The sequence below is a fragment of the Mumia zhuanghuii genome, assembly GCF_042681565.1.
GTDB lineage: Bacteria > Actinomycetota > Actinomycetes > Propionibacteriales > Nocardioidaceae > Mumia.
Window position 1 is genome coordinate 1 of sequence record NZ_JBHUFT010000005.1, and the last position, 22,693, is coordinate 22,693.

The window sequence follows — 22,693 nt, forward strand, 5'->3', positions numbered from 1 at the left end:
CGTCCTCCGGCACCCACATCCGCAGATGCGACGCATGACGATCAACCTCGTTGCCATCGGGATCCAGGTGGACGTACTCGCCCTCCCACTCACCAAGGTGACGGTCGAGAATCGGAAAATCCTTGTCCCAGGCGCTCATGCCGGGTTCCTTCCTGTCATGGTGCTGCTACTGATGTCGCCGAGAAGCTCGTCGAGCCGCAGGCATGCCGCGGCTCGGCCCTCGGGGCGCCCGCGGAGCGCGGGTGATTCGTGGGAGCAGTCGTCGACCGCGACGGGGCAGCGGGTGTGGAACCTGCACCCCGTCGGGACGTCGATCGCAGAGGGGACCTCCCCCGTCAGGCCGCCGCCGGAGAGGCGACCGACGACCAGCTCGGTCGGTGCGGCGTCGAGCAGCGCGCGGGAGTAGGGGTGCTCGGGCGCGGTGAAGACCTTCTCGATGGGGCCGCTCTCGACCACCTCGCCGAGGTACATGACCGCCACGTCGTCCGCCACGTGCCGGGCGATGTCCAGCTCGTGGGTGATCAGCACATAGGTCAGGTCGAGCTCGACCCGCAGGTCGGCGAGCAGGTTGACGATCGTGGCCTTCACGCTGACGTCGAGGCTCGCGGTGGGCTCGTCGAGCACGAGCACGTCCGGGCCGGTGGCGAGCGCCCGTGCGATCGTGACGCGCTGGAGCTCGCCGCCGCTGAGGTCGCGCGGCCGTCGGGACAAATAGTCCGTCGGCAGACCGACCATCGCGAGCAGCTCGGTGCAGCGTTGGTTCACCGCCGCGCGATCCGACACCCCCCCGTGCAGCCGGACCGGCTGCGCCAGGATGTGCCGGAGGCTGCGGGCGCGGTTGAGCGCCGACCACGGGTTCTGCGACACCAGCTGCACGCGTCGCCGTGCTGCCAGGTCGTTGCGGGTCACGGGCACGACGTCGTGCCCGCCGATGCGGACGCGTCCCGACGTCGGCTCCACGAGCCCGACCAGCGCCTTCGCGATCGTGGACTTCCCGCACCCGGACTCGCCGACCAGCGCGAGCGCACCGCCCTTCTTCACCTGGAGGTCGACCCCGTCGACCGCGTGGACGACCTCCACCTCTGCGCCGCGGGCCCGCTTGCCGGACAGCCGGTAGTGCTTGACGAGACCCTCGACCTCGACGAGCGGCGCCGTCTGCGCGCTCATTCCGTACCTCCCGGGTGATGGCAGCGCACCGTCGCCGCGGCCGACTCCACCGGAAGGGGGTCGACCTCGCGGCAGACGTGGTCCGCACGCGCGCAACGCGGCGCGAAGGGGCAACCTGGGAGCGCGTGAGCGCCGCTCACCGAACCAGGGATCGGGTTCAACCGGGCGCCGGCCGGACGGTTGCTCGGCATCGCCGCCAGCAGCGCCTGCGTGTACGGATGCTGAGGGTTGTCGAACAGGTCCTGTGTCCGGGCGACCTCGACCAGACGGCCTCCGTACATGACCCCGACCCGGTCGCACACCTGCGCCACGACGCCGAGGTCGTGGGTGACGAGCACGACGGTGTTCCCGAGGCGCTCCCGCAGGTCGACCATCAGCCGCAGCACCTGCGCCTGCACCGTCGCGTCCAGGGTGGTGGTGGGCTCGTCGGCGAGGACGAGGCCCGGCTCCCTGGCGAGGATGGCGACCGCGATCAGCATCCGCTGCAGCTGACCGCCCGAGAACTGGAACGGGTAGTCGCCGAGCCGCCGCTTCAGCCCGCCCAGCCCGACGTCGGTCAGCAGCTCGTGCATCCGCTCGTCGTCGACCTCCCCGCCGGTGAGCCGGCGCAGCTGGGCTGCGACCGGCGTCACCGGCGAGAGGGAGGTCATCGGACGTTGGGGGACGAGCCCGATCTCGCGGCCGCGCAGCTTGCGCAGCCGTCCCTCGGACATGCCGAGCAGGTCCGTCCCGTTGAGCTCCAGACGGTCGGCGGTGACCCCGGTCCCGTGGGGAAGCAGGCGCATCAGGGCGGTGAGCAGTGTGCTCTTGCCCGAACCCGACTCCCCCACGAGGCCGAAGATCTCACCGCGGGCGACGTCGAACGACGCGTCCCGCACCGCCCGGAGCTGACCACCGGCGAGCCGGTAGGTGACGTTCAGCCCCTCGACCCGCAGCAGCGGGGTGGTCTCGCTGTCTTCGGCGAGGGCGTCACCAGGACGCGCGACGGTGGTGTTCATGCTCACTCCAGCCGCTGCAGCGATGCCACGTCGAGGCGACCGAGCGCGAGCTGCTCCGGGTCGAGCTCGCTCACGTCGTTGCGCTGGGCGACGATCAGCTTCGGGTAGACCGGCGGGATCGCGACCGCGTCCTCGGCGAGGATCGTGTTGGCCTGACGCGTGAGATCCCCACGCTCCTTGGCGTCGGTGGTCGTCCACGCCTCGTTGAGCAGCTTGTCGAGCTGGTCGTTGGCGTACCCGAAGTTCATCGGGTTGGTGGAGGCGTACGAGGTGAACAGCGGGAACGCGCTGTCGCCCGCGCTGACACCGGTGACGAAGGTCGTCATCGACAGCTGGTAGTCACCCTGCATCCACTTGGTCGCCCAGGTGCCTGCGTCGGTGCTCTCGATCTTGACGCGGATGCCGGCCTTCTCCCAGCCCTGCGCCAGCGCCTCCGCCATCTTCACGGTCGACTCCGAGGAGCTGCTGATGGACAGCGTGAAGTCGATCCCGTCCGCGTGCCCGGCCTCGGCGAGCAGCTCCTTGGCCTTGTCGACGTCCGGCGTGGTCGGGTAGAGGTCCAGGTCCTTGTCGTACGCCTCGAGCGCCGGTCCGGCCGGTCCCTGGGCGGTGTCCGCCGTGCCGGCGTAGACCAGCTCGGAGACGCCGTCACGATCCATCGAGTACGCGAGCGCCTGCCGCACCCGCTCGTCGTCGAACGGCGCCTTCTTGAGGTTGAAGAAGGTGAGGATGGAGATCGGGGCATCGACCACGTCGACCGACAGCGAGTCGTCCTTCTCCACGACGCCGACGTTGCTGGCGGGCACGTCGGTCATCACGTCGATCTTGCCCTCGCGCAGGTTGACCAGTCGGGTCCCGGCGTCGGGGACCGCGCGGAACTCGAGGGTGTCCGCACCCTCGAACTCCTCGCGATACGCCTCGTTGCGGGCGAGGGTGACCGACTGACCCTGCGTCACCTTGTCGATGACGTACGGGCCGGTGCCAATCGTCGTGTCGTTCTTCTCCAGCGTGGAGCTGTGGATGATCGGCAGGTTGTTCAGGTGCGAGCGGAGGACGCCGTACGGCTGGGCGAGCGAGATCTCGACCGTCTTGTCGTCCTTCGCCTTCGCCCCCTTCACGAAGTACGCGAAGTAGCTGGTCCAGTCGGTGTACGCCTTCGGGTCGGAGACCTTGTTGATCACCGCGGCGACGTGGTCCGCGGTCAGCGGGTCGCCGTTCGAGAACGTGACGCCCTCGGCCAGCGTGACGGTCCAGGTCAGACCGTCGGCGGAGATCACCGGCTCGGCGGCCGCGAGCTGCGGCACCGAGGTGCCCTTGTCGTCGTACGTGTAGAGCGTCTCGGCGATAGGCGCCGTCACCCACGCGAGGGGGTTGGTCGTGGCCACGAGGGGGTTGAGGTAGTCGGAGATCGACGGCATGCCGACCACCACGGTGCCGCCGTCGACGGGCTTGCCGGCCACGGCATCGCCGGAGCCGGAGCTGCAGCTGCAGAGCGCGAGGGCGACGGCGGTGGCGCCGACGACCCCGACTGCGCGACGGCGCAGCGGGCGCGAGGAGAGGGACTTCATGAGAGCTCCTGGGGGATGGAGGGGAGGGTGTGGGGGGAACAGGGGTTCATCGACGGCCACCGAGAAGCCGCTCGACCTCGTCACCGAGCAGATTGATCCCGATCGTGACGAACAGGATCGCCAGGCCCGGTACGACCGAGAGCCACCAGCCGCCGATCATCAGCGAGCTGGTCGCGTCCGAGAGCAGGTTGCCCAGGCTCGCCTCGGGGGGCTGGATTCCGAGACCGAGGAAGCTGAGTGCGCTCTCGGAGAAGATCGCGATGCCGACCCAGAGGAAGGCCTGCACCAGGACGGGCGGCGCGACGTTGGGCAGCAGCTCCCCGAGGAGGATGTGGCGGCGCGAGACACCGACGACACGCAGGGCGTCGACGTACTCCTCCTGGACTTCGACGAGCGTCGCCGCGCGGGTGACGCGGGCGAAGAACGGGAGGAAGGACACGGCGAGGAGCAGCACGACCTTGGCCTCGGGCGCGAGCGTGAGCGGGCCGATCTCGCTGGATCCGGTTCCTGTCATGCCGACCACGAAGAGGGCGAGGACGAACACCGGCAGCGCCTGGAGGGCCTCCATGACCCGCATCAGGAGGTCGTCCACCCATGTGCCGCCGCGGTAGCCGGCGAGCAACCCGATCGGGACCGCCACCACGAGCCCCGCGACGACCGAGCACACCGCCACGATGAGCGAGAGCCGTGCACCCACCGCCGTACGGGCGAACAGGTCGCGCCCCAGGTCGTCGGTGCCGAACCAGTGCGCAGCGCTCGGGGGCTCCAGCGGGCCGCCGGTGCGCTCGTTCGGCGGCAGCGAGATCAGCGGGCCGACGAGCGCGAGCAGGCAGAAGACGAGGACGAGGACGAAGCCGACCCAGCCGAGCGCGCTCATCTGAGGCAGGCGCAGCCTGATCCGCCGGCGGCTGACGCGGGTGGGCATGGTGGTCGCACTCATCGAGCCGTGCCTCCGAGGAACTGGGCGCGGATGCGCGGGTCGATCGCGAAGTAGAGCAGGTCGACGACCAGCGTGGCGATGAGGAAGGCACCCGCCGTCCAGACCGTCGCGGCGATGGCGACGGGGTAGTCGTGCGCGAGGAAGGAGCTCACGACGAGCTGGCCGACCCCCGGCACGTTGAAGACGTTCTCGACGAGGACCGCACCACCGATGAACGTCCCGAGCATCATGCCGACGACGGTGACGGTGGGGATCACGGCGTTGCGGAGCGCGAGCCGCGAGAGCAGCGTGCGCTCGCGCAGTCCCATCGCGCGTCCGAACCTGACGTGATCGGCGTCGAGCGCCTCGATCATGGACGCGCGCAGCGTACGGGCGATGACGGCCGACGCGGCGAGGCCCAGCGTGAAGGCGGGGAGCACCATCGACTGGAGATGGAGTCCGGCCCCCTCACCCCACGTCGCCCAACCCGAGCTCGGGAGCACCCCGGGCAGGTAGAGGCCGAAGATGAGGACGAGCACGAGGCCGAGCCAGAAGCTGGGCACGGAGAGGGCGATCACGCTGCCGACCCGGACGATCGCGTCGAGGGAGCCTCCGCGGCGCGCGCCGGCCAGGGCGCCGAGCAGCATGCCGATCGCGGTCCAGATCACGAAGGCGGTCAGACCCAGCTCCAGCGTCACCAGCATCCGGTCACCGAGGAGCTCGGAGACCGGCGTCTGCGTCGTCAGCGACTCGCCGAGGTCGAACGTGACGATGTTGCCGACGAACGTGAGGTACTGAGCCCACAGCGGGCGGTCGAGGCCGAGCTGTTCGAGCACCGCAGCCCGCTTCTCCGGGGTGGGGTTGTTGCCGAGGTACGCGGTTTCCGGGCCGCCGGGCGCGGCATGCAGCATGAGGAAGACGAGGGTCAGGACGAGGAAGAGAACGATCACGGCACCGCCCATACGCCGCATCAGGTACGACAACATTCGGCCTCCTCTCTCACGGTTTTGTTCCGCTGTCTGAAATACTGTTTCGGTAACACTAAGGTCGGCGGGACCGGTTCGGAATAAAGTCAGACAAAAGCGGGGCGCCTCCCGCCGGGGCCGCCGAAGACGACGCACGCGCCCCCGGGACGACCGCCGTGTGCGGCCGACTCGAGGGCGCGTGAACGTTGCTGTCGGTATGGCGGCGAACAGCTCCGCGGTCGGCTAACCGACGACGGTCTCGCCGGTGGTGAGGGACTTCGCGACGACGATCCGAAGGATGTCGTTCGTGCCCTCGCCGATGCTCATGAGGATCGCGTCGCGGTAGAGCCGCTCGACCTCGAACTCGGTGGAGTAGCCGTAGCCGCCATGGACCTTCATGGCGTCGATCGCAGCCTGGAGGGCGACCTCGGAGCAGAAGATCTTGGCCATCCCGGTGGCGCCGTCGGCGCGCCCGTTGCGGACGGCGTCGGCGGCCCAGTACGCCATGAGGCGGGCAGCCTGGACCTGGGTGCCGAGCTCGCCGAGCTTGAGCTGGATCGCCTGGAACTCGGAGATCGGCTTGCCGAAGGCGTGCCGCTGCTGCGCGTAGGCGAGGGCTTCGTCGTGGGCGCGTTGGGCGATGCCGACCGAGCGCGCCGCGATGTTGACCCGGCCCCACTCCAGCGCCGACAGGACCTGCTGCATGCCGCGACCCTCGATGCCGCCGACGAGCTGGCTCACCGGCACGTGGACGTCGTCGAGCAGGATCTCGCAGGACTCCGTGCCCTTGTAGCCGAGCTTGGGGATGTCCTTGGTGACGGTGAAGCCGGGGGTGTCGGCCTCGATGAGCAGCACGCTCATGCCCTTGTGCGCCGGCGTCGCGGTCGGGTCGGTCTTGACCAGAACCGGGAGCGGGTCGGCGTATCGGGCGTTGGTGATCCACATCTTCGCGCCGTTGACCACGTAGTACGGCTCGCTGCCGTCGTCGGGGGTGACCAGGCGGGCGGTGGTGCGGATGCCCTGCAGGTCCGTGCCGGCATCGGGCTCGGTCAGCCCGATGCCGGAGCGACGCTTCCCGGTCGCGAGGTCGGGTAGGTACTTCTCCTTCTGCGCGTCGGTGGCGTGCATCGCGATCAGCCGGCACGCCAGGGAGTGGCTGCCGAGGATGCCGGCGATGCCCATCCAGCCGCGCGCGATCTCCTCGAACACCAGCGCGAAGGAGACGGGGTCCAGGTCGAGGCCGCCGTACTGCTCAGGGACCGTGATGCCGAACAGGCCCATGTCGGCCATCCCGGCGACGATCTCGGTCGGGTACCGGCCGGACTGCTCCCAGTCGCGGGCCACCGGAACGATCTCGTTGTCGACGAACTGCCGCAGCAGCGCCTTGAACTCGCGCTGGTCCTCGTCGAGCTCGAACTTCATCGGGTCTCCTCGGTCGGGATGGTGGGGGCGCCGCCCTCGGTCACGAAGCGGGCAAGGGCACGGCCGTCGGGAAGGTCGGTCCAGGCGACGGTGACCGCGTCCCCGAGGGCCCACGACTCGGGATCGTCGTGGCCGTCGAGGCGCGTGAGCACGAGTGGCCCCTCGGCCAGCCGCACCCGCGCGAGCACGTACGGCACCGGGACGTCCGGGCGCGGGGCGCGGTGGACGACGGTGAAGGTGTCGACGCTGTCGGCACCTGAGGTGTCGACCTGGGCGAGCGCGTCGGTGCCGCCGCACCCGGTGCACAGCGCACGCGGCGGGTGCTGATGGTGGCCGCAGGTGCCGCACCGCTGGACGGTGAGGCGGTGCTCGCGCGTGGCGTCCCAGTAGGCCGCGGTGACCTCGTCCGCGGGCGGGACGTCATCGGGGACCCAGCTGCTCGGCGTGGTCATCGATCGCCTCCCAGGACGACGGTGGCGTGGGTGGACAGGATGCCGCCGGTGCCGTGCGCGACCGCGATCTCGGCGTCCGGCACCTGCCGTTCACCGCACTCGCCGCGCAACTGGCGGACGGCCTCGACGAGCAGCAGGACTCCGTACTGGCCCGGGTGGCAGTACGACAGCCCGCCACCGCTGGTGTTCAGCGGGAGCGAGCCGCCGGGACGGATCGTGCCGTCGGCGATGAAGTCGAGCACCTCGCCCGGGCCGCAGAAGCCGAGCGCCTCGACCGACAGCGCCGCGGTGATCGTGAACGAGTCGTACACCTCGAGCACGTCGACGTCGGCAGCGGTGATCCCCGCGCGGGCGAACGCGTCCGCGCCTGCTCCGGCGGCACCGGGACGAGTGAGGTCGTCGACCGCGGTGAACGACGTGTTGGTGGTGCGCTCGCCGTAGCCGAGCACCTGCACCGGCTTCTGGCGAAGGTCGCGGGCACGCTCCAGCGAGGTCAGCACCACCGCGCCGCCGCCGTCGGTGACCAAGCAGCAGTCCGCGGCGGTCAGCGGCGAGGAGATCATCGTGGAACCGACGACGTCGTCGACGGTGAGCGAGCCCTTGCCGTAGCGGAACGCCTTCGGGTTGAGCAGTGCCCACTCGCGGGCGGCGACCGCGATCTCGGCGAGCTGCTCACGGGTCTTGCCGTAGCGGTCGAGGTACTGCCGGGCGGCCATCGCGTAGTACGACAGCGGATAGAGGATGTCGTACGGCTCCTCGAACTGCGCCTCAGGGATCCACGGCTCGTGGACGCCGCCGAGCTTGCGCGAGCGCGCCGAGCGTTGGTTGGACGCGAACGAGATCACCACGACCTCGCACTGCCCGGCCTCGATCGCCTGGGCTGCGCGGGCGACGAACATCTCGAAGGCCGATCCGCCGGCGAACGTCGAGTCCGTCCACGTCGGCACGATCCCGAGGTAGTCGGCCAGCTGCGTGGCGGAGAACCGCGAGATCCCGGTGGTCGCGATCCCGTCCACGTCGAACAGGCTCAGGCCGGCGTCAGCGAGCGCGCGCGTGACCGCCTGGGTCTGGAGGCCGAGGATCGACAGGTCGGTCACCCCGAGGTCGGACTCGGCGGCACCGACGATCGCGACCCCGCTCACGGGCGCCCGGTCCCGTCGGTGCGGCCGAGCAGCACCCGAGCCGAGGCGGGCTTGACCGCATACCGGTCGTCGGCGCCGCCGACCCCGAGGATGGTGACCGTCATCGTCACGTCGACCGTCGGTGCGGTCGGGTCTGCGTCGTCGACCGCGACGACCTCGCCCTCACAACGGATCGTCTCGCCGGCGAACATCAGGTTGCGGAACGAGAAGTCGAGCGTCTGGACGAAGCAGTCCGGTCCGAGCCCGTCCTGCAGCATCTCGACCAGGTACGCACCGAAGACCTGACCGTCGACGATCGGACCCGGCAGGCCCTTGGCCGCCGCGTACTCGGGGTCGTAGTGAAGGCGGTGCCAGTCCCAGGTGGCGCCGGCGTACGCGACCATGTCGGTCAGCGTGATCGTGCGCTCCAGCGGGGCGATCGCGTCGCCCACCGCCGGCCGATCCGGACTCGCGCTCATGCTGCGCCTCCCAACGAGATGAAGATGAGCGTCTCCTCGTTCTCGGCGAGGAACTCGCCGTCCTGGTTCGTGTACGTCGCACGCGAGCCGACGACCAGCATGTCAGCGCCCGCGCGGTTGGTCTTCTCGGTCGCGTCGGTGATCTCCCACGTGGCGGTGACGACGTCGTCGGGACGGATCCGGCGCCCGAACACATACCGGTTGCCACCGCGCACCTGCCGCGTCCCCGGGAGCTCCAACCCCCACGTGTGCCCGGCGTAGCCCTCGGCGTCGGCGGGCAGCGCGGCGTACTGGTTGGTCTCGCACACCAGGGTCGGCGGGAGGGTCACTCCCGCCAATCCGTGGCTTCGCGCGAACTCGGGATCGGAGTACAAAGGGTTGTCGTCTCCGATCGCGAGCCCGAAGTAGCGGCCGGCCGCAGCCCCGAAGGCCTCAGGTGCCGTGTAGACGCGCCGGGTCCCGACCAGCGCGCGGATCTCGTCGGTGAGCAGACCCACGTCAGGCCTCCTCGCCGTCGTGCGCCTGGGGGTAGAGCGCGGTCGGGAACACCTCGAGCAGGAACTCCGGACGCAGCAGCCCCTGGCAGATCGCCCCGGTCGAGGACGGCCACGGCGGGGAGAGGAGCCGCTCGCGCACACCCGCGACCGCGCGGTAGTCGCCCAACGCGGACTCGACGCAGTACTCCGTCGTCTCCAGCAGGTCGGTCGGTCCGAGCCCGGCGTGGGCGAGGAGCTCGAGGATGGCCCCGTACGTGACCTCCGCCTGCGCGCCGATGTCGCCCGGGTGGAGCGCCTCCTGCGTCTTCATGTCCAGCGCGGCGAACCCCGACATGAACAGCGTGCGTCCCGCCCGCACGCCCGGCGCGTAGGTGAGGGTGTCGTAGCGGTCCCAGCCCGGGTTCACCAGCTCCAGCGGGTGGCGCGACGCCGTGACGTCGATCGCCACCAGCTGGCCGTCCTGGTGCAGCCGGCTCATCAGGATGCCGCCGGCGCCGGGGTAGACGCCCGCGCCTCCCAGCAGCTCCTTGCGGACCCGGTGCGTCGACCGGTAGACGTCACGCGTCTCCGGCGTCGAATAGTCGAAGGTCGTGACGGCGTTGTCGAGCGAGAGCCCGACCCCGCGGAGCAGGCCGTCCGCCTTCTCCAGGCAGTAGCGGTACTGAGCGGCGAAGTCGCCAGGTGCAACGAGGTCGCCGTGCTCGTCGACCGGCACCACGGTCGGCAGGTAGACGGTGCCGTCGTGGCCCTCGGTGATGCTCGACGCCTGCCAGGTGCCGGCCTCACGCGCCTCGCTCGCGACCCGCAGCTGCTCGCCGCCGCCCTTGACCGCGTGCAACTCGACCTCGAGCCACGCCGCGCGTCGGACCAACCGCTCCACCACGACCGTCCGCACGGTCGCGTGCTCGCCCAGCAGCTCGCGCCGCACCCCGGCCGCCGTCTCGTACTCGGGCAGACCGGCGATCGTCACGTTCTCGCTCACCCGCGTGACGTCGGCCGGACCGAAGCCGGCCGCGTCGAGGATCGCGAGGCACTTCTCGTACGCGATCCGCGCCTGCTGCTCCATCGTGCCCTGGACGGTCATCTTGCCGACGGCGGGATCGTGCCGGGCCGAGGTGTGACCCGAGGTCCACGCGGCATCCCCTTCGCTGAGTCCCAGACAGAAGGTGAAGCCCTCGTACGGGAACCAGGGGAAGTGCTCGGGTCGGATAGCGGACAGGGTCATGGGGCGCCCTCCTCGGACGATGCGGGTACGGCGGCCGTCTCGGCCGCCAGGGAAAGCAGTGTGGAGAAGTCAGGCGCCTGCGGCAGCGCTTGCACGGCAGCAGCGAGGCGCTCGGCGCCCGGGCCGACGTTGCCCTCGAGCTTGGCGAACAACGCCTCGTCACTGAGCGGGGCGGAGCCGCCCCCGGGGCTGCGGTCGACGTGACCGGCGACCGTACGGCCGTCGGCGAGGGTGAGGACGACGTCGCCGGCGGCGTCCGCCGCGACCCCGTCGCCCGGTGTGAGGTCCCAGGTGACGCGCGCCGCGAGTCCGGTGATGTCGGCACGGTCCAGGTTGTCGGGGTCGTACGTGTCGGTGCCGACGCGGCCATCGAGGAGCATCACGGCCACGCTCCACGGCAGGCTGAACTTCGCCGCGTACGGGCTTGCCGGGCGGGTGAGGTCTCGGTCGGGAGCGCACACGACCGAGGCCGAGTCGGGGTGGACGCCCGCCCGTACGGCGACGATCTCGTCCACGCTCGCCCCTGCCCGCGCGAGCGCGTCCTGCGCGGCCGCCATCGTGGCGTGCGCGAGCTGGCAGGTCGGCCAGGGCTTGATCCCGATCTGGGTCGTCTCCCACCGCTCCCCCAGCGCGTCGACGATCGACGACGGTGTCGCGACGCCTTCGCTCAGGGCGTCGAAGACGCCGTCCGGGCCGTCGAAGACGGTCTCGGGGCCGGTCGCGCCGGCGGCTGCCAGCCGTGCCGCGAGGATGCCGGCCTGCGAGGCGAGGCCGGGGTGGAGCTGCTTGGTGCTGGCCCCCGTCGCGAGGAAGGCCAGCAGCCCTCCCGCCTGACTGCCGGCGATGCCCAGCGCGTGGCACGTGGTCGTCGCGTCCAGGCCCATGAGCCGGGAGGCCACCGCCGCGGAGGAGAACACGCCGGCGACCATCGTCGCGTGCAGCCCGCGCCGGTGGAACCCGTGCGGGGCCGCCGCGGCGACGCGGCAGGCGACCTCGTAGCCGACGATCGCGGCGTCGAGCACCGCGCGACCGGTGGCGCCGCGCTCCTCGCCGACGGCGAGCGCCGCCGGGAGGACGACGGCCGTGGCGTGCACGAGCCCGCCTGCGTGGGTGTCGTCGAAGTCGAGGGCGTGGACGAGCGTCCCGTCCGCGAGCGCCGCCGCAGGAGCGGACACCCGCGTCGACGTCCCGAGGATGGTCGCCTCAGGTGGCCCGCCCAGCCCACCTGCCACCTCGACGGCAGGACGCGCCGCGCCGGTGCGCGCGGCCGCGATCGCGTTGCCGAGACCGTCGAGGAGGTGGCGCAGCGCCGCCGCGTCGACCTCGGCGGGCGCGTCGAGCGGCGCGACCACCCAGCGGGCCAGCTCGGGGGCGATCATCAGTCGGTCCCGGGGGCGCCGAACGCGCCCGCGGCGGCCAGCTCGGCGACCTTGTCGGCCGACAGACCGAGCAGGCCGCCGACCACGTCGTCGAAGTGCTCGTTGCGCTGCGGCGCCCGGACGTAGTCGGGGATCTCCGAGCCCACGCGCACGGGCGACGACAGCTGGGTCACGGTGCCGTAGCGCGGGTGCTCGGTCTCGACCAGCAGGTTGCGCGCCACGGTGTGCGGCTCCTTCAGTGCCGCCGCCACGTCGTTGATCGGCCCGCACGGGATGGACGCCGCGTAGCACTCTCCGAGCCACTCGTCGATCGTGCGGGTCTTGAAGATCTCCTCGAGCGCCCCGACCACCTCGTCCTTGTGCTGCTGGCGCAGCGCGAACGTCGCGTACGGCGACCCCTCCTCGGCCCACTCGGGGTGGCCGACGACGACCGCGAGACGGGCCCAGAACTTCTCCTTGGCGCAGCCCACGACGAACCAGCCGTCGGAGGCCTCGAACGCCTGGAACGGCACCAGCGACGGGTGCGCCGAGTGGCGCGTCCGCACCGGCTCGAAGCCCGCGTTGAGGTGCCACGTGGCCGGATAGGTGAGCATCGACATCGCCGTGTCGTACAGGCTGACGTCGCAGTCCATGCCGACACCGTCACGGCGAGCCGCGTGCAGACCGACCATCATCGACAGCGCGGCGACGTAGCCACCGGAGAAGTCGACGAGCGACAGGCCTGACTTCGTCGGTGGGCCGTCGGGCTCACCGGTCAGGTCCATCCAGCCGGCCAGACCCTGCAGCACGTAGTCGTAGCCGGGCTCCTTCTGGCGGGGACCGGTCATGCCGAATCCGGTCAGCGAGCAGCAGACGATCGCCGGGTTGAGGTGCTTGAGCTGGTCGTACGTGATGCCGATCTTTTCCGGCACGTCGCCGCGCAGGTTGGAGTAGACGACGTCGGCGACCTTCACCAGCTCCTCGAAGACCTCCCGCCCGGCGGGCGTGGAGATGTCGAGCGACAGCGAGCGCTTGTTGCGGTTGAAGGTCTCGAAGAAGAGCGAGTCCTCCTCCTCGGCGTACGGCGGGACGTAGCGGCCGACGTCGCCGCCGACCCGCGGGTCCTCGATCTTGATGACCTCGGCGCCGAGGTCGGCGAGGTGGACGCTGCCGAAGGGGCCGGCGCCGTACTGCTCGAGCGAGATGATCCTGACGTCCTGCAGCGGCTTCACGAACGACCTCCGGTGATGTGCGCGATGAGTTCGATGATCCGGTCCTGGGCCGCACGGGTCTCCGCCGCCGCGATGCCGTGGGTCGGCGGGCTGAGCTTGACCGCGTCGGCGAGCCCGTCGTACGCGTGGATCCGCTCGGCGACCCGCTCGACGTCACCGGTGAGGGTCAGCGCGTCGACCATCTGGTCATCGACCGCGTCGGCCAGGTAGTCGGCGCCCTTGCCGGAGCGGAAGGCGTCGATCACCTGCTGCTGCTCGTCGGCGAGCCCATGGAAGGCGAAGAAGTCGGCGTACGTCCGCACGCTCGCGTAGAACCCGACGAGTCCCGCCACCCGCCGCGTCGCGACCTGGTGGTCGGGGTCGACCGAGCAGCAGGCCGACACGACGAGCTCGATGTCCTTGCGCGTGCGTCCCTCGACCGCGTCGATCCCGGCCTCGATCTCGGGCAGGATGCGCTCGGCGAGGTAGGACGGGGAGCACAGCTCGTGGCTGATCCACCCGTCGCCGATCCGGCCGGCCAGGCGGGTCATCGCCGGACCCATGGCCGCGAGATAGATGGGGATGTCCGGGCGCACGATCGGGTACGGGCGCTCGTAGCCGCGGATCCGCATCGGCTCCCACTCGCCCTCGAGGTCGATCGGCTCCCCGGTCGTCGCGGTCGCCCAGAAGTGGCGGATGTTGCGGACGGTCTCGCGGAGGTGACCCACCGGCTTGCCCCAGCGGGCGTGGTGCCAGTCCTCGTTGAGCCGCTGCACGCCCGTGCCGAGCCCGAGGACGAACCGTCCTCCCGACAGCTCGTCGAGGTCGAGCGCCTCGAGCGCGGTGACCATCGGGCTGCGGGTGAACGCCAGCGCGATCGCCGTGCCGATCTGGGCCGTCTCGGTCGCTGCGGCGATCGCGGCCGCGCTCACGGTCGCCGAGCGGTGCAGCTCGGGGACCCACAGTGCCTCTGCCCCAGCCTGCTCGGCCCGCCGCGCAGCATCGGCCAGCTCGTCGAGGGTCTCGCCCCACGGGGCGTACGTGATCCGCATCCGACTCACGCGCCGGCGAACGGCGTGTTGTCGGTCAGCGCGACCTTGCCCTCAGGGAAGACCCCTTCGAGCTGCTCGACGCCGCGCCGGTAGACGTAGAACGTCCGCTTGAACGAGCAGACCTCGTCGCCGTCCTGGTTCACCGTCCGCGTCTTCACCGTGACGATCCCGGCGTGCGGCCGCGAGGCCGACTCGCGCTTCTCCAGGACGAGCGACTCGCTGTAGAGCGTGTCACCGGCGAAGACGGGGTGCGTCATCCGGATCTCGTCCCAGCCCAGGTTGGCGAATGCGTTCTGGGTGATGTCGGTGACGCTCTGCCCCACGGCGATCGCGACCGTCAGCGTCGAGACCACCAGGGGCTTGCCGAACTCCGACTTCTTCGCGTACTCGGAGTTGAAGTGCATCTGGTTCGTGTTCATCGTCATCAACGAGAACGAGATGTTGTCGTGCTCGGTCACCGTCCGCCCCAGCGGGTGCTGGTAGACGTCTCCGATCTCGAAGTCCTCGAAGAATCGTCCGGTCCAACCCGTCTTCACGCCCACGGCGCACTCCCTTCAACGTCTGCCTTCGCGCCTCACTGTAAAGATCAGACATATAGGCGTCAATGCCTGCGGCCAGATTTTGGAACGCCGTTTCAGTGCGAGCGGTAGACGCCGCGCAGCCTGATGAGGTGCTCCGCCATCAGCCGGGCCGCCTCCTCGGCGTCCTGCTCGGCGATCGCCACGAAGATCGCCTCGTGGTCCTCGTCGACCCCGGCGTACGCGTCCTCGACGACTCCGGGCTCGAGAAACTGCGCCCGCAGGACCCGGAACACTGGCTCGGCGACGATCGACAGCATCGGGTTCTGGGCCGCCTCGACGATCACCTGGTGGAACGTGCGGTGCTCGACGAAACGCCCCTCGCGGCCGCGCGACACGAGTTCGCGGTCGAGCGCATCGCGCAGCGCAGCCAGGTGCGCGTCCTTGCGCCGGCTGGCCGCCAGCCGGGCCGACGGCACCTCGAGGATCTCGCGCGCCTCGAGCATGTCGTGCAGCGAGAGGCGGTCGCGGCCGGTCATCAGCCCGAGGCTCGCCTCCAGCAGCGCGGACACGTGCTCGGCGACGACGTCGCTGACGAACGTCCCCCCGGTGACCCCGCGACGGGTCTCGACGAGGCCTTGCGAGGACAGCACGCGCAGCGCCTCGCGCACGGTGCTGCGGCTCACGCCGAAGTGCACGACCATCTCGGCCTCGCTGGGCAACCGGTCGCCCGACACCAGCTCGCCGCGCAGGACGAGCGTGCGCAGCTGGTCGGCAACCTGCTGGTAGGCAGGCTTGACCCGGTTCACCGCCAGAGCCGCGGCCGGCAACCGCTTCTCCTCGCCTGGCTCGCTCACGAGAGCACGCTCCCCTCCGGCGCGACGGCCGTCCGCCACACCACCTCGTCCGCCGACCCTCCGGGCCACTGCTCGCGCGAGGAGGACCACCACCGCCGGTCGAACCCGTCCGAGCCGGCGGGCCATCGCGAGACGGAGCCGGCGGACCACTGGGCGACCGGGGTACGGACAGGCAGGGCCTCGGCCAGCGTCCAGATGTCCAGCCCGGCATCCGGGTCGGCGTCGAACCGCTCCGCGTGCACGAAGTCCGGCGCGCCGCCGAACCAGACCAGCACCTCGCACGCTCGCGGCGCCACGAGCTCCCGGCGAAGCCTGCGCGCGCCGACGTGGACCAGGGAGCCGGCGCCGATCTCGATCCCGTCGAGCACCAGCCCGCCGGAGAGGACCACGAACTCCTCGGCCGCGGCGTACCCGCCCTCGGCCGTCCTCGCGAACCCGGCCGGGAACCGCCCACGCAGGGCGAACGGCGCGCTGGCGCCGGCCAGCGCCACCGCGTCGATCGGGCCGTTGGCGCCCGGCATCGGCACCGGACGCCACGACGGTCGCTCGCGCGTCAGGGAAGTGCTGGCCGGACGTGGCATGTCAGGTCTCCGGTGCAAGAGGCGGAACGGCGACGGTGCCACCGCTGCAGCGACGATAAATGTCCGATGTATTCAGGTCAAGGCCCCGGCCGGCGCTCAGGCCCAGCGCTTGACGACGACCTGGCCAGGAACGGCCGGCGCCACCTCACCCGCGGCGAGGTGGACCCACCGCTGCTGAGACGCCCAGAGCAGGTCCACATCGACGTCGAACACCGCACCCGCCACCTCCTCGCGCACCTCGATGGAGCCGTTCAGGCCGGGCTCGGCGGGACGCACCACGCCTGGCGCGAGGTCGACGACGCGCATCTCACGCGGAGGGTCGGCCGGCCCCTCGCTCCAGCCGCCGGACTGTCCGGAGAACCAGACGATCACCCTCGTGCCGTCCTCGTTCGAGGTCTCCGCACGCGTGGCGCGCGGAGGCCCGACGAGCAGCTCTCCCACACCGGCACGCAGTCCGCTCACCCTCATCGCGCCCGACAGCGCGACCATCTCCTCCTGCGCCGGCTGGTTGCCGGTCGCGTCACGGTGCCAACCGTCCGGGAAGTCGACGAGCACCGTGCGCAGTCCGCGCTCGTCGTCGCTCCACAGCGCGCACATCCTCGTCGACTGGTCGGCGCCAGCCGGAACGAGGTCGAACCAGGAAAGATCCTGCTGGTCGAGGTCGAGGATGGGCACGGGTGCTCCTTCGTGCGAGTCGTCCGGCGCCGCGGCGATGTCTCGGCACCTCTGGTCTGACCATTGCACTCTATGGAACACTGTTCCAGTTCGTCGAGATCCCAGCACAGGAGGATGCATGGCCATCCAGTCCGGCGGTGCCCCGCTGTCCATCGCCCACGGGATCCGGGAGTTCGCTCACGCCACCCCGGCCGCAACCGCAGTGATCGACCGCGACCGCAGGCAGACGTACGCCGAGCTCCACGAGCGGTCGAGCCGCCTCGCCCAGCACCTACTGAGCTCCGGGCACGCGATCGGGGACAAGGTCGCCGTGCTGCTGGGCAACCGCCTGGAGTTCCCGGAGATCGCGGCCGGCCTCGCAAAGGCGGGCCTCGTGATGGTTCCGCTGAACCCGCGCCTGACCGCCGCCGAGGCGACGTACATCGTCGAGCACAGCGACGTGCGGACGGTCGTGCTCGACGGCGCGCTCAGCCCGATCGTCGAGCCCGTCGCGACGAGCCGCGACCTGTCCGTGCTCACGCTCGACGCGGGACCGCTCGGGACGTCGTACGAGGACGCGCTGGCTGCCGCCGACCCGTCCGACCCCGAGATCCGGGTCGACGAGCGCGACCCGTTCTGCATCACCTACACCTCCGGGACCACGGGCAAGCCCAAGGGTGTGCTCATCTCGCACCGCAGCCGCGTGCTCACCATCTACATGAGCGCGCTGGAGTGGGGCCTGGGGACCGGCCGCGTCTCGGCTGCCGTCGCACCGATGTACCACGGCGCGGGCTTCGCGTTCGGCTACGCGCCGGTCTTCACCGGCGGCACGGTGACCATGCTCAACCGCTGGGACCCCGCGGCCTTCCTCGACCTGGTCGAGCGCGACGGCGTGCAATCGGCGTTCCTCATCCCGACCCACGCCCAGGGCTTGCGCGCGCTCGGACCCGACGCGATCGCCGCGCGCGACCTGACCAGCCTCGACACCCTCTACTTCAACGCGGCCGCGCTGCCGTGGGCGCTCAAGCAGTGGGTCATGGAGACCTTCGCGCAGTGCGGCGTCCACGAGCTGTACGGCTCGACCGAGGCCGGCATCGTCACCAACCTGCGGCCGGCCGACATGCGGCGCAAGCCCGGGTCGGTGGGTCACCCGTGGTTCATGACGGAAGTGCGGGTCGTCGACGACGCGGGCAACCCCGTCGGCCCCGGCGAGCCCGGCGAGCTGTTCAGCCGGTCGCCGTACCTGATGAACGGCTATCTCAACGACCCTGAGGCCACCGCGGCGTGCACGACCGAGGACGGGTTCGTCACCTGCGGCGATATCGTCACGGTCGACGAGGAGGGCTACATCTCCATCGTCGACCGCAAGAAGGACCTGATCATCTCGGGCGGGACGAACGTCTACCCGCGCGAGATCGAAGAGGTGCTGGCAAGTCACGCAGCGGTCGTGGAGTGCGCAGTCGTGGGCGAGCCCGACGAGGAGTGGGGCGAGCGCGTGGTGGCGCACGTCGTGCTCACCTCCGGAGCCTCGCTCGACTCGGCTGGCCTGGAGGCGCACTGCCGGGCCCAGCTGGCGGGCTACAAGCTTCCGCGCCGCTGGTACGCGATCGAGGCGCTCCCCCGCAATGCGGGAGGCAAGATCCTCAAGCGCGCCCTGACGCCGCCCGCGGTTCCGGCCCCCTGACACCGGCACCCCGTGCGGCCGCAGCGAGCCGCGCCTGCGTCGCGAAGCGGAACGCCTCCGCAGAGGAGTGGCGATAGCTCGGACCGCTCTTGAGGAACTCCTTGACGACCTCGTGCAGCTCGTCGACCGGCGGCGGCACGGTGGGGCGCGCGGCGTCGGCCGTCGCGCGACACCACGGCCACCACAGGAAGACGTCACGGATGACGTGCCAGGCATGGACGAGATGCTCGCCGTGCGTCTGCGGCGTGAGGTCGATGTAGTAGCGGGTCAGCAGCTCGTCCCGCAGGTCCTCGTCGAGGACAGGCAGGCCGTCGGGGACCAGTCGTGCGATCAGGTCGGACGTTCAAGCACTCAGCCCTCCCAGCCGAAGCTGCGCGACATCACCCGCGCGGTCGCGACGAGCTCCTCACGGCACTCATCGACGTGCGACCGGAACCGCTCCTCCGGACCGCACACGCTGACGACGGCCACCGGGAACCCGTCGTGGCTGAGGACCGGAGCTGCGACCGCCGCCGCACCCGTCTTGCGCTCGCCGCCGGACGACGACCACCCTTGACTGCGCACGTCCTCGAGGACCTTGCGCAGCTCGTCGACGTCGACGAGCGTGCGGTCGGTGAGCGCCTGGAGCGAGCCGTCGTCGAGATACTTCTCGCGCACCTCGGGAGACATGAAGGCGAGGAACGCGCGGCCCGACGCACCCGCGTGCAACGGGTAGGGCTCACCCAGGCTGACCGACATGATGACCTCACGATCAGGAGTCACCTGGTCGACGTAGATGCGCTCGTGCTGCCCGAGGAGGACCGAGAGCGTCGCAGTCTCGCCCGTCTGCTCGGAGAGCTGTTCCAGCGCCGGGCGACCGAGACGCCGGACGTCGATGCGGTCGAGGTAGGCAAGTCCGATCCGCAGCGCACCCACCCCGAGCGAGTATCGCCGTGAGCGCTCGTCGACCTCGATGAGACCGCGCCCCTTCAACGAGGCGAGCACACGATGGACCGCTGCCTTGGACATCGACAGGTCCTCGGCGAGCTCGGTGATCCCGAAGTCGGGGCCGGGAGCACTCGCGATGTGGAGCAAGAGGTCGACCGCCCGCTCGACGGTCGCGATCGTCGCGCCGGACGAGCCGGCCGGCTGACGGGCCGGCGTTGCGGGGGAAGCGTCGGACACCGGGCCCCTCTTGCTGATACGAGGCGACATCGTTGAACTCCTGGTCTGGTCGTATGGACAGGCGAAGTGGGCCCGCGCCCACCCGGAAACCGAGTTTGCACCCCGAGGTACGTCGCGTCACGGAGACCACGCCGAATGCGTGTTCCGCACACCGTAACGCCCTTTCTCCCACGTCGTGGGGTGCGATGCAAACCTCGAACGGAGACGAACCGACGGCATTCGAGACTGGACGACCGCGCCACGCAATGGAACACTGTTTCGCAGATCGGATCACCATAGTCGCAGGGCATCCGGGTCACCCGAACGCCCCTGCACCCCGAACGGAGCGACCATGCACCTTGCTGCCGCCCTCGAGCCCGTGGCCGGGTTCGACCTGCACAGCGCTGCCATCTTCCTGCACATCCTGCTTCTCACCTACTGGCTCGGGAGCGACATCGGGGTCTTCTACTCCTCCAAGTTCGTGGTGGACCCTGACGTCTCCCCGGCGGGGCGGGCAGTCGCGATGAAGGTGATGCACATGGTCGACCTCGCGCCGCGGGTCTGCCTCATCCTCATGCTCCCCAGCGGCGTCACCCTGATGGCGGCGAGCGACTTCGGGCGCGACCTCTTCCTCGGCTGGCCGCTCGCGTTGGCTTGGATCGGCGGCTTGTGCTGGCTCGCGGTCATGCTCGTCTCGTTCTTCAAGTCCCCCGCGCGCCACGCCGGGCTCGCTGAGCGCACGGACTGGATCGTCCGCGGCGCCCTGACAGTCGGCCTGCTCCTCTCGGCCGGCTACGCGTTCGTCGTCGCCGAGCCGTTCGGGGTGGAGACGAACCCGAAGTGGCTGGCGGCCAAGGTCGCGGCGTACGCGCTGTGCATCCTGTGCGGAATGATGATCCGCGTGAGCCTGCGGCCGTTCGGCCCCGCGTTCGGGCAGCTGATGGCTTCGGGCTCCACCCCGGAGGTCGAGTCCGCCATCGGCGGAGCGATGAAGCGCGCAGTGCCCTGGGTGTACTCGATCTGGGCCCTCGTCCTGGTCGCCGCGTTCCTGGGAGTCTTCAAGCCGGGCGCCAACGTCTGACCGGTGCGGGAACGACGAAAAGGGGGTTCGCCGGTCGGCGGGCCCCTTTCGTCGTTCCCGTCCCATAGGGGTCCTCCAGGGGCTGCGACCCGTTCGCCAGCGGCCGGGGTTCACCCGCGCCCTCGAAGGCGTACTCGACGACCCCGCACACCGTGGCCAGTCGCCGACCTCGTTGGTCCAGCGCGGCCCTTCGACAGCGAGTCGAGCATCAGCGCCGCGGTCTCCACCGGGCTTCGCTCGGGTGAACCGATCATGGTCGTCTCCTTCGGCGCGCTGGTCAGGCGTACCAGTACGGCTGCAGGGCAGGCGTCTGGCGGGAGAGCAGCACGCGCTGGCGACGGAAGCGCCGCAAGGCGGCCGGGCCCATCCGGCTCGGCCCCATGCCGGAGTCCTTGAACGCCTGCTTCTCCCCCTCGGGAACGATGCCCGTGAGGAGGACGTCGTTGATGCTGATGCCGCCGGCATCGATCCGACGCGCGACGTCGAGCGCCACCTGCTCCGGCCCGAACACCGCGCCGGACAGCCCGTAGCGGGTGGCGTTCGCGAGGCGGACCGCCTCGTCAAGGTCTCCGACCGCCATCACCGGGAGCACCGGTCCGAACGTCTCCTCGGTCATCAGCGCCATCGTGTGGTCGACGCCCGTCACCACGGTGGGACGCAGGTACGACCGCCCGTCGTGGACCTCGATCGTCCCGCCCGTCTGGATGGTCGCCCCCTTGGCGACCGCGTCGTCGAGCTGTGCCTTCACGACGTCCGCCTGGCGAGGATCGATGAACGGGCCGACCTGCCCGCCGGCGTCGACCCCGACGAGCCCCACCTTTTCCGCACGTGCCACCAAGCGACCGACCAGGTCGTCGGCGACCGCCTGCTCGGCGTAGATCCGCTCGATCGACATGCACGACTGCCCCGTGTTGGCCGTGCCGCCCCACAGCAGCGCTGCGGCGGCGACCTCGAGGTCGGCCCCCTCGGCGACGATGGCGGCGTCCTTGCCACCGAGCTCGAGGAAGGCGGGGACGAAGGCCTCGGCCGCTGCGGCAGCGACCTTCCGCCCCGTCGCGACGCTGCCGGTGAAGCACACGACGTCGACGCTGCGCACGATCTCGCTCCCGACCTCGGGTCCGCCCTCGACCAGCCGGAGGACCGCGGCGAGCTCCGGCACCGCGGCGATGCTCTCACGCAGCGGCCCGACGAACTGGGGACACAGCTCCGTGGGCTTGATGAGGGTGGGGCACCCCATGAGCAAGGCGGGGACGGCATCGATCAACGCCAGCTGCAACGGGAAGTTCCACGGCGAGATCACGCCCACCACGCCCATCGGCACCGACGCCTCGGTGATGCGGACGTCGGGGTCGGAGCTCTCACGGGCCTGCTCGGCACCGAGCACGTCGGCGGACCAGCCGCTGTGGCGCTCGATCGAGCCGAGCACGGCGTCGATCTCCATGTCGGACAGCGCGACACGGCCGGTGTCTCGCGCGAGCGCGTCGCGGACGACGGTCCGTCGCGCCCGAAGCTCGTCGGCCCATCGGCGCAGGATCTGCGTCCGTTCGGCGAGGCCGCGGGCCTCCCACGCGGCAGCCTCCGCGCGAAGCGCGTCTACCTGATCGCGGACTTCACTCACAAGATCACGCCTTCTTGCGCTCGCGGATGACCGTGCGGCGCACCAGACGGTCCTCCTCCATCCAGTGCCACGTACGCACCTTCTGCTGACCATCACGACTCAGCTGGATCAGCTCGTACAGAT

The 22,693-nt window shown here is 70.6% G+C and carries 22 protein-coding genes; 2 read left to right on the forward strand and 20 right to left on the reverse strand.

Translation table 11 applies throughout. The features are described 5' to 3' along the window. Positions 1-135 precede the first annotated feature (135 nt). From ACFSDF_RS07190 to ACFSDF_RS07275, 18 genes are all read right to left on the reverse strand, one after another. Positions 136-1,167: an oligopeptide/dipeptide ABC transporter ATP-binding protein gene (locus tag ACFSDF_RS07190; protein ID WP_377156881.1), complete on the reverse strand. Its 1,032-nt coding sequence runs from the start codon at positions 1,165-1,167 to the stop codon at positions 136-138. Continuing rightward, positions 1,164-2,165 carry an ABC transporter ATP-binding protein gene (locus tag ACFSDF_RS07195; RefSeq protein ID WP_167000420.1) on the reverse strand — a complete coding sequence of 334 codons (1,002 nt, stop codon included), beginning with the start codon at positions 2,163-2,165 and terminating at the stop codon, positions 1,164-1,166. Before ACFSDF_RS07195 ends, ACFSDF_RS07190 begins: the two co-directional genes overlap by 4 nt. 2 nt (positions 2,166-2,167) lie before the next feature. Next, positions 2,168-3,733 carry an ABC transporter substrate-binding protein gene (locus ACFSDF_RS07200; RefSeq protein WP_167000421.1) on the reverse strand — a complete coding sequence of 522 codons (1,566 nt, stop codon included), beginning with the start codon at positions 3,731-3,733 and terminating at the stop codon, positions 2,168-2,170. 46 nt (positions 3,734-3,779) lie between these two features. Continuing rightward, positions 3,780-4,673, reverse strand: coding sequence for an ABC transporter permease (locus tag ACFSDF_RS07205; protein ID WP_167000422.1), 894 nt, complete (start codon positions 4,671-4,673; stop codon positions 3,780-3,782). Further along, complete coding sequence (locus tag ACFSDF_RS07210; RefSeq protein WP_167000423.1) at positions 4,670-5,638, reverse strand: ABC transporter permease; 969 nt, start codon at positions 5,636-5,638, stop codon at positions 4,670-4,672. The genes ACFSDF_RS07205 and ACFSDF_RS07210 overlap by 4 nt, the downstream gene beginning before the upstream one ends. A gap of 222 nt (positions 5,639-5,860) precedes the next feature. Continuing rightward, the gene (locus ACFSDF_RS07215) at positions 5,861-7,039 is read right to left on the reverse strand and encodes an acyl-CoA dehydrogenase family protein (protein WP_167000424.1); all 1,179 of its coding nucleotides are present in this window, start codon (positions 7,037-7,039) and stop codon (positions 5,861-5,863) included. Next, a complete protein-coding gene (locus tag ACFSDF_RS07220; RefSeq protein ID WP_377156884.1) occupies positions 7,036-7,491 on the reverse strand; it encodes a Zn-ribbon domain-containing OB-fold protein in 456 nt (151 codons plus the stop codon). Before ACFSDF_RS07220 ends, ACFSDF_RS07215 begins: the two co-directional genes overlap by 4 nt. Further along, entirely contained in the window at positions 7,488-8,633 is a 1,146-nt protein-coding gene (locus ACFSDF_RS07225) for an acetyl-CoA acetyltransferase (RefSeq protein ID WP_167000426.1), read from the reverse strand. The genes ACFSDF_RS07220 and ACFSDF_RS07225 overlap by 4 nt, the downstream gene beginning before the upstream one ends. Continuing rightward, entirely contained in the window at positions 8,630-9,091 is a 462-nt protein-coding gene (locus ACFSDF_RS07230; RefSeq protein WP_243842811.1) for a MaoC family dehydratase, read from the reverse strand. The genes ACFSDF_RS07225 and ACFSDF_RS07230 overlap by 4 nt, the downstream gene beginning before the upstream one ends. Next, positions 9,088-9,588, reverse strand: a complete 501-nt coding sequence (locus tag ACFSDF_RS07235) for an FAS1-like dehydratase domain-containing protein (RefSeq protein WP_167000427.1) — start codon at positions 9,586-9,588, stop codon at positions 9,088-9,090. The genes ACFSDF_RS07230 and ACFSDF_RS07235 overlap by 4 nt, the downstream gene beginning before the upstream one ends. A 1-nt stretch (position 9,589) precedes the next feature. Continuing rightward, positions 9,590-10,813 carry a Rid family hydrolase gene (locus ACFSDF_RS07240; RefSeq protein WP_377156887.1) on the reverse strand — a complete coding sequence of 408 codons (1,224 nt, stop codon included), beginning with the start codon at positions 10,811-10,813 and terminating at the stop codon, positions 9,590-9,592. Further along, positions 10,810-12,192 carry an MmgE/PrpD family protein gene (locus tag ACFSDF_RS07245; protein ID WP_167249776.1) on the reverse strand — a complete coding sequence of 461 codons (1,383 nt, stop codon included), beginning with the start codon at positions 12,190-12,192 and terminating at the stop codon, positions 10,810-10,812. The genes ACFSDF_RS07240 and ACFSDF_RS07245 overlap by 4 nt, the downstream gene beginning before the upstream one ends. Then, positions 12,192-13,403 (reverse strand): CaiB/BaiF CoA transferase family protein, encoded by a 1,212-nt coding sequence (locus tag ACFSDF_RS07250; RefSeq protein WP_167249774.1) that lies wholly within the window; start codon positions 13,401-13,403, stop codon positions 12,192-12,194. Before ACFSDF_RS07250 ends, ACFSDF_RS07245 begins: the two co-directional genes overlap by 1 nt. After that, positions 13,400-14,434: an LLM class flavin-dependent oxidoreductase gene (locus ACFSDF_RS07255; RefSeq protein ID WP_167000431.1), complete on the reverse strand. Its 1,035-nt coding sequence runs from the start codon at positions 14,432-14,434 to the stop codon at positions 13,400-13,402. The genes ACFSDF_RS07250 and ACFSDF_RS07255 overlap by 4 nt, the downstream gene beginning before the upstream one ends. A gap of 5 nt (positions 14,435-14,439) precedes the next feature. Continuing rightward, positions 14,440-14,976, reverse strand: a complete 537-nt coding sequence (locus ACFSDF_RS07260) for a MaoC family dehydratase (protein WP_167000432.1) — start codon at positions 14,974-14,976, stop codon at positions 14,440-14,442. Positions 14,977-15,068: 92 nt separating this feature from the next. Next, positions 15,069-15,809 (reverse strand): FadR/GntR family transcriptional regulator, encoded by a 741-nt coding sequence (locus ACFSDF_RS07265; protein WP_167000434.1) that lies wholly within the window; start codon positions 15,807-15,809, stop codon positions 15,069-15,071. Next, positions 15,806-16,390: a hypothetical protein gene (locus ACFSDF_RS07270; RefSeq protein WP_377156891.1), complete on the reverse strand. Its 585-nt coding sequence runs from the start codon at positions 16,388-16,390 to the stop codon at positions 15,806-15,808. The genes ACFSDF_RS07265 and ACFSDF_RS07270 overlap by 4 nt, the downstream gene beginning before the upstream one ends. A 96-nt stretch (positions 16,391-16,486) precedes the next feature. Further along, on the reverse strand, positions 16,487-17,065 hold the full coding sequence (locus tag ACFSDF_RS07275; protein ID WP_167000436.1) for a hypothetical protein: 579 nt from the start codon (positions 17,063-17,065) through the stop codon (positions 16,487-16,489). Positions 17,066-17,183: 118 nt separating this feature from the next. Here ACFSDF_RS07275 and ACFSDF_RS07280 point away from each other — a divergent pair, with 118 nt between their 5' ends. Next, on the forward strand, positions 17,184-18,728 hold the full coding sequence (locus ACFSDF_RS07280; protein ID WP_167000437.1) for a class I adenylate-forming enzyme family protein: 1,545 nt from the start codon (positions 17,184-17,186) through the stop codon (positions 18,726-18,728). Between the two features lie 351 nt (positions 18,729-19,079). Here the strand turns inward: ACFSDF_RS07280 and ACFSDF_RS07285 are convergent, their stop codons facing one another. Then, positions 19,080-19,892 (reverse strand): IclR family transcriptional regulator, encoded by an 813-nt coding sequence (locus tag ACFSDF_RS07285; protein WP_243842812.1) that lies wholly within the window; start codon positions 19,890-19,892, stop codon positions 19,080-19,082. A gap of 331 nt (positions 19,893-20,223) precedes the next feature. Here ACFSDF_RS07285 and ACFSDF_RS07290 point away from each other — a divergent pair, with 331 nt between their 5' ends. After that, the gene (locus ACFSDF_RS07290; RefSeq protein WP_167000439.1) at positions 20,224-20,952 is read left to right on the forward strand and encodes a hypothetical protein; all 729 of its coding nucleotides are present in this window, start codon (positions 20,224-20,226) and stop codon (positions 20,950-20,952) included. 277 nt (positions 20,953-21,229) lie between these two features. Here ACFSDF_RS07290 and ACFSDF_RS07295 read toward each other — a convergent pair whose 3' ends face one another. Continuing rightward, positions 21,230-22,570: an aldehyde dehydrogenase family protein gene (locus ACFSDF_RS07295; protein WP_167249769.1), complete on the reverse strand. Its 1,341-nt coding sequence runs from the start codon at positions 22,568-22,570 to the stop codon at positions 21,230-21,232. Positions 22,571-22,693 lie beyond the last annotated feature (123 nt).